This window comes from Clostridium sp. KNHs216, from assembly GCF_006714885.1.
Classification (GTDB): domain Bacteria; phylum Bacillota; class Clostridia; order Oscillospirales; family Acutalibacteraceae; genus Caproiciproducens.
The window spans coordinates 3329941-3342073 of record NZ_VFMF01000001.1 but is presented as its reverse complement, the minus strand read 5'-3'; the positions used below and the strand labels follow the sequence as shown (position 1 = coordinate 3342073).

Sequence of the window (12133 nt, the reverse complement as noted above, 5' to 3'; positions counted from 1 at the left end):
GCAACCGAAGAATCCTTGCGTTGACACTCTTTTCAAGATGGGATTATAATTTTTTTATTGATAATCAGGCGTGACAACACCTTAGAAACGCCGTTATTTTGGAAATGAGGAAGAAATATGAAGAAATTTAAATGGACGGTACGTGACGAATACGGGCTGCACGCAAGGCCGGTCGGCCTTCTGGTGAAAATCGCGGGCAAATTCCCCTGTAAAATCACCATCGCAAAAGACGCAAAAAGCGCGGACGGAAAGAAGCTGTTCTCCGTAATGGGTCTGGCCGTCACAAAGGGCGAGACCGTAGAATTCTCTTTCGACGGGGAAAACGAGGACCAGGCCTGTCAGGAAATCAAAGCCTTCTGTGAAGGAAACCTGTAACCGGCAATATACGATGGGCAGATCCCGGAATCCGGAAATTGGGTATTTCTATTTTACAGCAGACACAGGGTATCGGTATTTCCGCAGATGATTTGCTCCCGCTTTTTACACAGCGTTATCGAAAGCTTAGCTTTATATTCCCCCTAAACGGAAAAAAATAAGCCCTCCCGGCGTTTACAGCTGGGAGGGCTCTTTTTTGACGGAAAGGAAGCTTTCACACACCCCGGAATTTTCACATATATTGTGAAAAAAGAAGGTGACGTTTTATGTTTATTCATGTAGTCATGCCGGGCGAAACGCTTTGGCAGATTGCAAATCGATATGGTGTTTCCGTGGCGGAAACAGTGGCGGTGAATGGGCTGCAAAATCCCAATCGGCTTGTTATCGGTCAAGCCCTGGTGATTCCCAGTGAGGATTTTTATACCGTACAGCCCGGAGACACCCTGTGGAAGATCGCTCAGACGTACGGAACCACCGTACGGGAGATCGTACAGGCCAACCAGATCACGGACCCGGACAGTATCCGTCCGGGAATGATCCTGTATGTCCCCGCCCCCCGGCACCGTGTACAGCCCGGGGAAACCCTGGGAGGGATCGCGCAGATGTACGGCGTATCGCTGCAGTCCCTCATCACAGTCAACAGAATTACCGATCCGGACAGGATCCTTCCCGGGACCGTACTGGTTATTCCGCGCAGGGCAAGGCCCCCTCTCAATGTAAACGGCTATCTTTATACGCTGGGGGAGGACGCCGTTCCGATCGTCAGGGAGGACGGCAGATTTCTGACCTACCTGAGTCCGTTTGCTTATCTGATCAAAGAGGACGGAACGCTGCAGCCGATCGATGACGAGCCCGCCGTACAGGCCGCTCTGACGGAAAGAGTGGTCCCCATGATGTCCATCACCAACTTTACTTCGACATCCCAGGGAGCGAATCTTGCGTCCGTCGTGCTGAACAGCCCGCAGCTCGTGGAACGTCTGCTGACCGAGATCATTTCCCTGATGAAAGAAAAAGGATACCGGGGGCTAAACATCGATCTGGAGAACGTGCTCCCAGCCGACCGCGAAGCTTACAACCGCTTTCTCCAGCGCGCGGTGGACCGTCTGCATGCGGAAGGCTTTTTTGTATCCACGGCGCTCGCACCAAAAACGTCCGAGGGGCAGGCCGGTTTGCTCTATGAAGCGCACGATTATGCGGCTCACGGCAGGATTGTCGATTTCGTGATTCTGATGACTTATGAATGGGGCTATCGGAAGGGGCCGCCTCAGCCGATTTCTCCTTTGAATCAGATCGAGCAGGTTCTGGACTATGCCGTCACGGTCATTCCCCGGGAGAAGATCTACTTCGGCTTCCAGATTTACGCCAGAGACTGGTTATTGCCCCATACCGAGGGGCAGGAAGCGGAAACGTTCAGCTCCCAGGAAGCAATCGCGAGGGCCGTCAGATACGGTGCGGAGATTCAGTACGATCCGGTCGCCCAGGCTCCTTTCTTCCGGTATTGGGACGAACAGAGCAGGGAGCACGAAGTGTGGTTTGAGGACGCGCGCAGTGCCCAGGCAAAATTCGATATGGTGAAAAGCTATAACCTGCCGGGGATAAGCTATTGGGCCCTGGGCTATCCATTTCCACAGAACTGGACCTTGCTTGAGGATAATTTTACGATCAGAAAATGGAATTTTTCCTCATAATCCCTCCCGCAATGCTGCTGCGAAAGTATTCTCCTCCGAAGCATCGTCCGGCCGCACTCCCATGTCCCCAAAGAAATTCCACATACCCCGCATTCAAATGCAAAAGCCCGAAAAAACGCGAAAAAGCGTTTTCGGGCTTTTTTTGTGTGATGCTGTTTTACGGGGCTATTTTGCAGCAGCTTTCCATGACCACCGGGCAATTTTTGAGCTGCAGGCTCCGGTACTCCGCCGGGCTTTTGCCAATGTAGCTCTTAAAGAGTCTGGAAAAGTAATTGATATCGTGATACCCCAGCTGATAGCAGATTTCATAGGTTTTCAAATCCGTATTTTTAAAAAGGTATTCCGCGCGCGCCATCTTTACCATCGTGACGAAGCTGTTGTAGTGCATTCCGGTTTTGACGGCAAAGGTATTGCTCAGATAAGTATTATTGATATAAAATTTTTCCGCGAGCACCTTCAGCTTGATATCGTCCTCCGAATGGCTCAGTATGTAAGAGCAGATTTCGCTGATGGTGCCGTCTTCCACCTCCGGCTGATACCTGCGGATGAAGTTCAGCAGAAAAGCTATTTTCCCGCAGTAATATTCTTTGTAGGTATCCGGTCCGCTTTCCTGCAGATATTCCGTGGCGTCAAAGAAGCGGATATCGATGAAATCGCCCAGCCAGGGAATTTTTGAATAAACCTCTTCGATGATATGGTGGTACAGCTTCCGGACAAGGATGTCGGCCTTGATCATATTGTCCCCCATCATGGTGTACACGCTTTTCACGGCGCTTTCAAAAATCTGCACCGTATCGGCTCCCCGGTTCAGGAACCCGTCGACAACCCTTTTTTCCTCCGCAGAGGGGTACGCCCAGCCAAAGTCGGCCTCCAGCGGGTTTCCATAGCCGTTTTCCCCTTTTTTGCGGGTTTCCAGAAAGCGGTGCGCCCGCTGGAACAGCTCCAAAATCTTTTCCCGGCTGGGGGGCTTGACAAGATAATCAAAAGCGCCCAGCACAATTCCCTGACGGGCGTAATTGAATTCACTGTACTCGCTCAGGAGCACTACGCAGGAGCACAGGTTCTCCTGATTGATGACCCGCAGGAGCTGCAGGCCGTCGACCACCGGCATGCGGATATCCGTAAGGACCAGATCATAGGAAGAGGATTTCAGCATTTCCATTGCCTGTCTTCCGTTATTGGCCTTTCCCGCTACCTCGAACCCGGAAACATTCCCCCATACCTTCAGCCTTTTCAGCTCCATGAGAAAAATATCCCGGTCATCCACCAATAAAACCCGATACATCTGCCGACACCTCCTAACAGAACAAGCGAACCATACGGCTCTATTTTAAAATATTGCCCGGGGGAAGGGTAAAATACACACAGGCCCCCTTTCCGACCTCGCCGGTTATCCAGACTCTGCCGCCCATTGCCTGAATGAGCTTTTTCACGATGGAAAGGCCTACGCCGCTTCCCTCGAATTCATCATCGGAATGCATGCGCTGGAACATGCCGAACAGATTCTGGGAATATTCCATATCGAACCCCACGCCGTTATCGCGGATATAAAATACATCCTCCCCATTTTCGGGATGGAAGCCCGCGGTAATGACGGCGGTCTGTTCTTCGCGGGTAAATTTCAGCGCGTTTGAGACCAGATTCACGACCACCTGATGCATCAGGGTCCCGTCGCACAGGACGAACGGAATCTCTTCCTGAAATTTCAGCACGGTAGCTTTTTTGCTTGTATAGCCCGCCGCAAGTTTGTCACACACGTCCTGGATCATCTGCTGCAGATTGACCGTTTCCTTGACGGGCTCCACCCCGGAAAGCCGGGTGTATTCCAGAAGCCTGTCAATCATGGAAAGCGTTTCCCTGCATATCGCGCGGATATTGGAGATCAGCAGCAGGCCGTCCTCATCGATTTTATCGCGGTAATCCTCAATGAAAATCCGCGCGTAGCCGTCAATAGCGCGTACCGGCGCTTTGATCTCATGGGAGATCGTAGAACTGAGCACCTGCAGGTCATGGCTGCCGCCGCGCGGGGATTTCTGCTCCTGTTCCTGAATTCCTGCAAAAGCCTCGTGTTCACGGGGGTCCATGACAAACTCACTCCAAACTTTTTATTTCTTCTTTCTCCACGGATTGATTCCGTATCAGAAAACTGTTCAGCACCGGCTCCCGACTGTTCGCAAGGGAAAGGATCAAATAGCTCAGCGACGGGTCAAAGGCCAGCCGGATGTCCTCCCGGGAAGGGCGGGACGGCGTCTGCGGATGGCTGTGAAAATTGCCGATCAGCTTCCAGCCGTTCTTTCTCATATCCGCGACCGCCGCAAACTGCTCCCGCACGTCCATGGAAAAATGCTCCGGGCTTTCGTCGATGTTCCTCAGCAGATATACCCTTTCAATCGTTTTACAATCGTTTTCGACAGTTCCCGCAATCAGCCCGCAGCTTTCGTTGGGAAGCCCGGCAATGCTGTGGCGTATCATTTCCCCTATCTGCTGTTTTTTTAATATTATCACAATAAACCTCCCGTATCTTCTAAAAAAGATATTAACTTAATTTAACATATATGTTTTATATGTTATAAAAATGTTGAAGAAAAGGGTGTACACTTCAAAGCATCTTCCTGAAATGCGGCGCTTTAAAGTATATAATATACATATGTTTACTATATTCACCATGAAAACAGTTTAACATGCCGGCGGGCAAAGTCAATCGTCCGGTTTTGACAGCCAAAGATATTCCCCCCTTATGCTAAATTTATTCGCCTTGTCAGAGCGGGGACCGTATTCTATAATTAAATGTACATTTTAGAAGTACGGTAAGGAGGGATACTCAGATGGATGAGTCGATATATAAAGAGCTTAAAAAAGGCGGATTTATGAGGCAGATTCAAAATAATAAATTTTCGCTGAGAATCCGGGTGGTCGGCGGTCAGCTGCAGGGAAATCAGATCAAAAAAGTCAGCGAGATAGCCGATCGGTACGGAAAGGGCTATATCCATATGACGTCGAGGCAGGGAATTGAAATCCCGTTTATCGACTTTGCAGACGTGGAGGCGGTAAAGGGCGAGCTGGCCGAAGTAGGGCTTCAGCCGGGGGCATGCGGCCCGCGCGTGCGCACGGTCACTGCGTGCCAGGGCAGCGCCATCTGCGGAAGCGGTCTGATCGAGACCAGCGGCCTCGCCAGGGAACTGGACGCCAAATATTTCGGCAGGGACCTGCCCCACAAATTTAAAATCGGCATTACCGGGTGCAAAAACAACTGCCTGAAAGCGGAAGAAAACGACCTCGGTATTAAAGGGGGGCTTCGCCCCGAATGGCACAGCGGAGACTGCACCTACTGCGGCGTATGCGCGGCCGCATGCCCCGTAAAGGCGATCAGCGTCAGCCGCGGGCCAAATTCGCTTGCGTTTGACGAAAGCCGCTGCATTTACTGCGGGAAATGCGTGAAATCCTGCCCAACGGATGCCTGGTCGGGGAAAAGCGGCTACATTACCTCCTTCGGCGGCACCTTCGGGAACGATATGGTCTTTGGGAAGCCGCTGCTTCCGCTGATTACAGAGAAGGAACAGCTGTTCCGTGTGGTAGACGCCGCCATCGCCTTCTTTCAGGAACACGGAAAGCCGGGCGAACGTTTCCGCCGGACGATCGACCGCATCGGCGAGGATCAATTAAAGGAAAAACTGGAGGAGGCAATCCGATGAGCAAGCAAAGCTATGACGCTTTTGTCGATATTACGGATGTGGTGTGCCCGATCACCTTCGTAAAGACAAAAGTCGCACTGGAGGAACTGGAAAACGGACAGACCCTGCAAATCCGGCTGAATGACGGAGAACCGATTCAGAATGTTCCCCGCAGCCTGAAAAATGAAAAACACAAGGTGATCGAGGTGGTTCAGAACAGCGACGGAACCTACCTGCTCGGCGTGATAAAGGGCGGATTGGAATGAGGTTCAATACTGCTCTGCTTCACAAAAACAACGGACCGGACAGGGCGACGGGAGCCACCCATACGCCCATTTACCAGTCCAGCGCCTTTGAACACAAAACCGCAGAAGAGCTGGAGGCGATCTTCAACAACCGCGCGCCGGGCTTCTCCTACACCAGAATCAACAATCCCACCGTCGAGGCTTTTGAGCGCCGCGTCGCCGCGCTGGAAGGCGGTATCGGGGCGGTGGCCTGCGCTTCCGGCATGGCCGCCATCTCCCTGTCCGTTTTGAATCTTTTAAGCGCGGGGGACGAAATCCTTTCCGCCGCGGGAATCTTCGGCGGAACGATCGGCCTGTTCCGCGATCTGGAATGCTACGGGATCACCACCCGTTATGTCGCGGACAGCACGCCCGAAAGCTTTGAAAATCAGATCATCGGGCGTACCAAACTGATATTTGTCGAAACCATCGGAAACCCAAAGCTGGACGTTCCCGACATCTCCGCCCTGTCGGAAATGGCGCACAGACACAAAATCCCGGTAATCGTCGACAATACCGCCGCCACCCCCTTCCTTGTGCGCCCCATTGAGCTTGGCGCGGACATCGTCGTACATTCCGTATCCAAGTATATCAACGGCAGCGGAAATTCCATCGGCGGGATCATTGTTGACAGCGGAAACTTTGACTGGGACCCGGAACGATATCCCGCAATAGCAAAATTTGTCAGGTTCGGGGAATTTGCCTACCTTTCCAAGCTGAGAGGCGGTCTGTTCCGCAACACCGGCTCCTGTTTTTCCCCGTTCAACGCCTTCCTGTGCAGCTTGGGGCTGGAAACGCTGGGCATCCGGATGGAGCGTCTCTGCGGCAATGCCCAGAAGCTCGCGCAACAGCTTTCGGACAATCCCAAGTTAGCGTACGTCAACTATCCGGGGCTGGAATCCAGCCCGTGGCACCAAACGGCCCGGCGGCAGTTTTCCGGCGGTTACGGGGCGATATTGACCCTGCGGGCCGGCACGAAGGAAAACGCTTTTTTCATCATCAATCATTTGAAATACGCGTGCAATATTGCAAATATAGGCGACCTTAGGACGCTGGTCATCCATCCCGCTTCCACGATCTATGCAAACAGCAGTACGATGGAAAAGGAAAACGCAGGCGTTTACGAAGATCTGATCCGTGTCAGCGTCGGTCTGGAAGATATTGAGGACCTGACCGAAGATTTTGAAAACGCTGTCGGCGGACTATAAAACGATACGGAGGATTGCCGAATGCAAACCATCAACGTCCTCATTGTGGAGGAATTCCGGTATATTGCCGATCTGAATGTCCTGGAACTGAAGCGGGGAGGCTACAGCGTCTGCAGCCGGTACGTTTCCAGCGAGCTGGCCATGTGCCAGGCACTGCTGCAGGAAAAATGGGATATTATTCTTTCCGACGATTCCACGCCGCACTTTAACGCCATTCAGGCGCTGTCCGTGCGCAACCGCCTGACACCGAAAACGCCGTTTATCATCGTTTCCGAAGACGTTGCGCCGGAAAGTATCCGCTATGCGATGAAGAACCGCTGCTGTGCCTATCTTCTGAAAGAGAATTTGCATCAGCTTGCCATTCTTGTGCGTAAAATACTGGAAAGCCAGTCCACCGGCCAAATTCAAAAGGAGACTTCCCTATGAAATTCACGAACGAACAACTTGAGCGGTATTCACGGCACATTATTTTGAGCGATGTCGGCGTAAGCGGACAGAAAAAGCTTCTGAACGGGAAAGTGCTGATCATCGGCACCGGGGGACTGGGCGCGCCCGCCGCCATGTATCTGGGTGCCGCAGGCGTGGGCACCATCGGCCTGGTCGACGCGGACTGCGTGGACCTTTCCAACCTGCAGCGCCAGATTATCCACGGCACGCAGGACGTCGGCAAGCCGAAGGTACTCTCCGGCAAAGAGACGATCAACCAGATGAACCCCGACGTAGACGTCGTTACGTACCACGAGTATGCGACTTCGGCAAACATTCTGGATATTATCAGGGACCGGGATTACGACTTCATCATCGACGGCACGGACAATTTCCCCGTGAAATTTCTGATCAACGACGCCTGTGTCATGCTGAAAAAGCCCTTTTCACACGCGGGAATCATCCGTTTTCAGGGGCAGACCATGACGTTCCTTCCCGGGGAAGGTCCCTGCTACCGCTGCGTATTTAAAAATCCCCCGCCGCCGGACGCCGTTCCGACCTGCCAGCAGGCCGGGGTGCTGGGAGTCATGGGCGGCGTCATCGGAACGATTCAGGCGGCCGAGGCGATAAAGTATCTGCTGGGAGTCGGCGATCTGCTGAACGGGAGCCTGCTTACTTACGACGCGGCGAAAATGGAGTTCCGTAAAATTAAAATCACCCGTGACCCTGAATGCGCGGTTTGCGGAGACCACCCGACCATCACTCATCTGATCGACTATGAACTGAAGGCGTGCAGTTTTTCACCTGCCGGCCGGCACGAAGAAAGTAAGGAGATTTAGCTATGATAATTACGATCAACGGCAAGCAAAACAGTTTTGAAGCGGAAATGTCCGTTCAGGAGCTCCTGGAAAAGACCGAGGTCGATATGCAGGAATATGTAACGGTGCAGCTGAATGATGAGATCATCAGCCGGAAGGATTTCAGCTCTATCCCCGTCCGGGACGGGGACCGTGTGGAGTTCCTTTATTACATGGGCGGTGGACAGTACAAAAAAATCGCATGATGAAAGCGTTGAAAAGACAGCCGTTCCGGCAAATGCCGGAACGGCTGTCTTTGTTTCGCAGGATTCTCAGATATAGTAATCCGGCGTGATTTCGGATTCCTCCAGAAATTCGCGGTATACCTTCTGGCGTATGACGGCAAAGTTTTCACTCGTCCGGCTGCGGGGGCGGGAAAGCTCCACAGGGATGATCTTTTTGATGGCCCCGGGGCGCTTGGACATGACCACCACCCTGTCCCCCAAGTAAATCGCTTCGTCAATATCGTGGGTGACAAGCACCATCGTTGTTTTCTCCGCCTCCCAGATGCGCAGGATCTCCTGCTGCATATTGATGCGGGTCAGGGCGTCGAGGGCTCCGAAGGGCTCGTCGAGCAGCAGCAGTTCAGGCTGTCCGACAAGCGCCCTGGCGATGCTGACCCTTTGCTGCATTCCGCCCGAGAGCTGGTTCGGCCTGGCCTTTGTAAACTCGGTGAGCCCCACCAGCGCGATATGCTCGTCAATCCGTTTTTTCCGCTCCGCCGCGCCGACGCTTTTCGGGATACCGAAGTCAATATTCTGCTCCACGTTGAACCAGGGAAACAGCCTCGATTCCTGAAAGACCATGCCGCACAGCTCCGAAGGCTCCACAAGGGGCTTGCCGTCCAGAGTAATCTGTCCGTCCGTCGCGCTTTCCAGCCCGATGATCAGCTTCAGCAGCGTGCTTTTTCCGCATCCGCTCGAACCGATGATGCTGATGAATTCCCCTTTATTTACCTCCAGGCTGATATCTGAAAGGACTTCCACCTGTTTTTTATCGATGATAAAATTCTTCTTGATGTGATTGATAGACAGTAATCCGCTCATAGCTACCCCCTCAGTCCTTCGTTTCCGTTTCATTCCAGCGCAGCAGGCGCTTTTCGAGGTGAACGAGCAGAAAATCGATCAGCAGGCCGAACAGTCCGATCATCAGGATACCGACCAGCATGACGTCCGGCTGAGACACCTCTCTGGCAAACATCACAAGGTAGCCGATTCCCGACGAGGCGGCGATCATTTCCGCCGCCACCACGCAGGCCCACGCGTTGCTGGCCCCTAGCCGGATCCCCGCAAAAATGGACGGGAGGGCGGCGGGCAGCACGATCTTCAGAAGCGTCTCCATGCGGCTTTTCTTTAAAATAAAGGCGACCTCCACCAGCTTTTTGTCGACGCTTTTGATTCCATAAATCGTATTGATTAGAACGGACCAGAAAGAGCCGACCGTAATCACCGCGATTTTTGAGGTTTCATCGATTCCCATCCAAAGGATAAACAGAGGAATCAGCGCAATCATCGGAATCGGTCGGAGAACGCCGATAATCAGCGTCAGGGCGCGGTCGATTTTGTGGAACAGCCCAATCAGAATGCCCAGCACCAGCCCGCCGGCACTGCCCAGCAGAAACCCAGAGCACACGCGAAAAGCGCTCATCCGCATATGCCTTGCGATTTCACCGCTGGTAAGCATGGACCAGCAGGTAGAAAAGATGCTTGACGGCGCGGGCAAAATGGCAGGGTTGATGATGCGCCGTGTGCTCAGTGTCTCCCACACGAAAAGCAGCAGCAGGGGAAAAAGCACGGGCAGCACCAATTCCGTAAAAACGCCGCTGTTTCCCACCTTCTTTTTTTGATTGATCATAAGAATATTTCCTTCTTTGCAGGTTTGTCAGAATCGGTCAAGGTGCCCGATCAGCGGGTAAGCTTCCCGCTCCCGCGAGGCCTGCACGCTGAACGTTTCCTCCCTGATTTCTTCGGGATCAATGATCCATACGGTCGAAAGGTCCGCGTCCTTACCGAAACGTTCCCTTACGGCAATATAATTCTCTTCAAATAATTCTCCGCAGATCACGGCCCGTACCGGAGTGCCCTTGATCTGATAGCTTCTGGAATCCTGTGTAAGGATACCGACGGCGACCTGACGCCGGAACCAGATGCTGTGCACCAGATTCCTGTTTGTCTGAGAGGTTTCGATGATTTCAAGATACTGCAGCTTCCCGTCCGCATTGACGGAGACGGAGCCTTTAAAGACCACATGGGGAATTCCGTTTTGATCGGCGCTGGCCAGTACCTTCAGTGTTTTGGGATCGTTGATCAGTGCGATCACCTGATCGTTCAATTGTATGCTCATTTTTTCCGCTCCTTATATCCGCGCCAGATCGGTGTTGGGATGGTTTCCGCAGGTACGGTAGTCGTCGAAGTACGCTTCCAGACGGTACTTGCGCTGAAGCGTGTCAAGCCCCTTTGCAAAAGCGGTCAGGTAATCCAGGGACGCCGCCTTCTGCTTCTGGAAGTACGAGCCTTCCGCCACACGGTAAACCGTCTGGGCGACTCCGACGCCGTGCCGCGCGAGCTCCTCGGCTTCCGCCAACCCTTTTTCCAGCGCTTCCTCTTCGGAGCGGAAGCCGTTTGGCTTCACCAGCTCCACACCGGAAACGATCCCGGTATTGACGGCTCCCGGACCGAAAATTTCAGCCGCCTGATACAGGCGCCTTTTCCATTCCTGATAGCCGATGTACTTCGCTTTGCCGGGGCATATCCAGTTAAAGATTTCTTCGTCCAGGACTTCGATGTCGGCGGTATACCCCGTCAGGATCGTTTCCTCGTGCAGGCGGCGCAGCTGCCGTTCGTTATGCGCGGTGGAAATAAGCTGGGTCATCACCTTTTTATGGCTGAAATTCTTTTCCAGCAGCTTCAGCATGGTGATATACTGATCAATTTCATCGTCCAGCAGCTCCTCCCCGCCCAGCAGGCTGCCCGAACAGAGCTGGATCATCCGGAACCGCCCCGGCTGCTTGAGCGCCTCGGCGACCGCCTCCGTGACGTCCTGATAATCCAGATGCTCGCACTTTACTTTTTTGGTTTTGCTGTACGTCGCCGCGATCGGACAGAATTTACAGCCCATGCCGGTGTCCTTCCAAAAATCGCAGTTCTGGTAAAGGTTGATATCCATGCGCTGCGGTCTGGCGACCAGCACCTGCCACATAGGCTTGCCGCTGCCGGTCACCTTGTCAAAGTAATCGGGCTTCGGCCAGTATCCGACCTCTTCAATCACTTTGCCTTCATCGGTCAGCACGGCTTTTCCGTCCACGATATCAATGAGATAGGGGTCACGGCCGCCGTTAAACCCGGAGGAGGAAACGACACGGTCGGCCAGAATCGTTGTTCCGTCCCTAAGAATCAGCCCGTTGGGGATACGGTCGTTTTTTTCGCTGTAAATCCCGCGATAAACAACCGCGTCCCGGTCGGGGTCCACCGCGTCGATCGCGCGCTGTGTGAAGTCGACGCCTCTTCGCTGAACATCTGTTTTCAAAATCACGAAAGGAGACACGTCCGGATATTTCTGTATGACCTCCTGCAGGCTGAGCTCATCCTCACGCCAGCTGTGTTTGTTCTCTGCCACGCTGTCGGC

Annotated in this window: 15 protein-coding genes; 8 read left to right on the top strand and 7 right to left on the bottom strand. The window is 53.1% G+C overall.

Annotation, left to right across the window (positions count from 1 at the left end):
• The first annotated feature begins 117 nt into the window (after positions 1-117).
• Positions 118-375: an HPr family phosphocarrier protein gene (locus LY85_RS16010; RefSeq protein ID WP_038323042.1), complete on the top strand. Its 258-nt coding sequence runs from the start codon at positions 118-120 to the stop codon at positions 373-375.
• 266 nt (positions 376-641) lie between these two features.
• Positions 642-2063 (top strand): LysM peptidoglycan-binding domain-containing protein, encoded by a 1422-nt coding sequence (locus tag LY85_RS16005; RefSeq protein WP_141827452.1) that lies wholly within the window; start codon positions 642-644, stop codon positions 2061-2063.
• Positions 2064-2220: 157 nt separating this feature from the next.
• Here LY85_RS16005 and LY85_RS16000 read toward each other — a convergent pair whose 3' ends face one another.
• From LY85_RS16000 to LY85_RS15990, 3 genes are read right to left on the bottom strand one after another with little or no spacing between them, the layout of a single operon-like run.
• Positions 2221-3348 (bottom strand): response regulator, encoded by a 1128-nt coding sequence (locus tag LY85_RS16000; RefSeq protein WP_141827451.1) that lies wholly within the window; start codon positions 3346-3348, stop codon positions 2221-2223.
• A gap of 40 nt (positions 3349-3388) precedes the next feature.
• A complete protein-coding gene (locus tag LY85_RS15995) occupies positions 3389-4147 on the bottom strand; it encodes a sensor histidine kinase (protein ID WP_141827450.1) in 759 nt (252 codons plus the stop codon).
• 7 nt (positions 4148-4154) lie between these two features.
• A complete protein-coding gene (locus LY85_RS15990) occupies positions 4155-4568 on the bottom strand; it encodes a M67 family metallopeptidase (protein ID WP_141827449.1) in 414 nt (137 codons plus the stop codon).
• Positions 4569-4888: 320 nt separating this feature from the next.
• Between LY85_RS15990 and LY85_RS15985 the strand changes: the two genes are divergently transcribed.
• The 6 genes from LY85_RS15985 to thiS are packed head-to-tail and all read left to right on the top strand — an operon-like array spanning position 4889 to position 8715.
• Positions 4889-5755, top strand: a complete 867-nt coding sequence (locus LY85_RS15985; protein ID WP_141827448.1) for a 4Fe-4S binding protein — start codon at positions 4889-4891, stop codon at positions 5753-5755.
• Entirely contained in the window at positions 5752-6000 is a 249-nt protein-coding gene (locus LY85_RS15980) for a sulfurtransferase TusA family protein (protein ID WP_141827447.1), read from the top strand. Before LY85_RS15985 ends, LY85_RS15980 begins: the two co-directional genes overlap by 4 nt.
• Positions 5997-7226 (top strand): aminotransferase class I/II-fold pyridoxal phosphate-dependent enzyme, encoded by a 1230-nt coding sequence (locus LY85_RS15975; RefSeq protein WP_141827446.1) that lies wholly within the window; start codon positions 5997-5999, stop codon positions 7224-7226. Before LY85_RS15980 ends, LY85_RS15975 begins: the two co-directional genes overlap by 4 nt.
• A gap of 21 nt (positions 7227-7247) precedes the next feature.
• Positions 7248-7652 (top strand): response regulator, encoded by a 405-nt coding sequence (locus LY85_RS15970; RefSeq protein ID WP_038323032.1) that lies wholly within the window; start codon positions 7248-7250, stop codon positions 7650-7652.
• Positions 7649-8491, top strand: coding sequence for a molybdopterin-synthase adenylyltransferase MoeB (moeB, locus tag LY85_RS15965; RefSeq protein WP_141827445.1), 843 nt, complete (start codon positions 7649-7651; stop codon positions 8489-8491). The genes LY85_RS15970 and moeB overlap by 4 nt, the downstream gene beginning before the upstream one ends.
• Positions 8492-8493: 2 nt before the next feature.
• Positions 8494-8715: a sulfur carrier protein ThiS gene (thiS, locus tag LY85_RS15960; protein WP_038323030.1), complete on the top strand. Its 222-nt coding sequence runs from the start codon at positions 8494-8496 to the stop codon at positions 8713-8715.
• 66 nt (positions 8716-8781) lie between these two features.
• Here thiS and LY85_RS15955 read toward each other — a convergent pair whose 3' ends face one another.
• Genes LY85_RS15955 through LY85_RS15940 form a run of 4 tightly spaced genes read right to left on the bottom strand, consistent with a single transcriptional unit; the run spans position 8782 to position 12124 of the window.
• Positions 8782-9555, bottom strand: a complete 774-nt coding sequence (locus LY85_RS15955) for an ABC transporter ATP-binding protein (protein WP_141827444.1) — start codon at positions 9553-9555, stop codon at positions 8782-8784.
• Between the two features lie 10 nt (positions 9556-9565).
• On the bottom strand, positions 9566-10363 hold the full coding sequence (locus LY85_RS15950; protein WP_141827443.1) for an ABC transporter permease: 798 nt from the start codon (positions 10361-10363) through the stop codon (positions 9566-9568).
• Positions 10364-10390: 27 nt separating this feature from the next.
• Positions 10391-10852, bottom strand: coding sequence for a pyridoxamine 5'-phosphate oxidase family protein (locus tag LY85_RS15945; protein WP_141827442.1), 462 nt, complete (start codon positions 10850-10852; stop codon positions 10391-10393).
• Positions 10853-10864: 12 nt separating this feature from the next.
• Positions 10865-12124, bottom strand: coding sequence for a radical SAM protein (locus LY85_RS15940; protein WP_141827441.1), 1260 nt, complete (start codon positions 12122-12124; stop codon positions 10865-10867).
• Positions 12125-12133 lie beyond the last annotated feature (9 nt).

What these genes read in the sequence shown, in the direction of transcription:
- LY85_RS15970 (WP_038323032.1), top strand. Translation starts at nt 7,248, where the DNA reads ATGCAAACCATCAACGTCCTCATTGTGGAGGAATTCCGGTATATTGCC.
- LY85_RS15980 (WP_141827447.1), top strand. Translation starts at nt 5,752, where the DNA reads ATGAGCAAGCAAAGCTATGACGCTTTTGTCGATATTACGGATGTGGTG.
- LY85_RS15955 (WP_141827444.1), bottom strand. Translation starts at nt 9,555, where the DNA reads ATGAGCGGATTACTGTCTATCAATCACATCAAGAAGAATTTTATCATC.
- LY85_RS15985 (WP_141827448.1), top strand. Translation starts at nt 4,889, where the DNA reads ATGGATGAGTCGATATATAAAGAGCTTAAAAAAGGCGGATTTATGAGG.
- LY85_RS15995 (WP_141827450.1), bottom strand. Translation starts at nt 4,147, where the DNA reads ATGGACCCCCGTGAACACGAGGCTTTTGCAGGAATTCAGGAACAGGAG.
- LY85_RS16010 (WP_038323042.1), top strand. Translation starts at nt 118, where the DNA reads ATGAAGAAATTTAAATGGACGGTACGTGACGAATACGGGCTGCACGCA.
- LY85_RS15950 (WP_141827443.1), bottom strand. Translation starts at nt 10,363, where the DNA reads ATGATCAATCAAAAAAAGAAGGTGGGAAACAGCGGCGTTTTTACGGAA.
- LY85_RS15945 (WP_141827442.1), bottom strand. Translation starts at nt 10,852, where the DNA reads ATGAGCATACAATTGAACGATCAGGTGATCGCACTGATCAACGATCCC.
- LY85_RS16005 (WP_141827452.1), top strand. Translation starts at nt 642, where the DNA reads ATGTTTATTCATGTAGTCATGCCGGGCGAAACGCTTTGGCAGATTGCA.
- moeB (WP_141827445.1), top strand. Translation starts at nt 7,649, where the DNA reads ATGAAATTCACGAACGAACAACTTGAGCGGTATTCACGGCACATTATT.
- LY85_RS16000 (WP_141827451.1), bottom strand. Translation starts at nt 3,348, where the DNA reads ATGTATCGGGTTTTATTGGTGGATGACCGGGATATTTTTCTCATGGAG.
- thiS (WP_038323030.1), top strand. Translation starts at nt 8,494, where the DNA reads ATGATAATTACGATCAACGGCAAGCAAAACAGTTTTGAAGCGGAAATG.
- LY85_RS15975 (WP_141827446.1), top strand. Translation starts at nt 5,997, where the DNA reads ATGAGGTTCAATACTGCTCTGCTTCACAAAAACAACGGACCGGACAGG.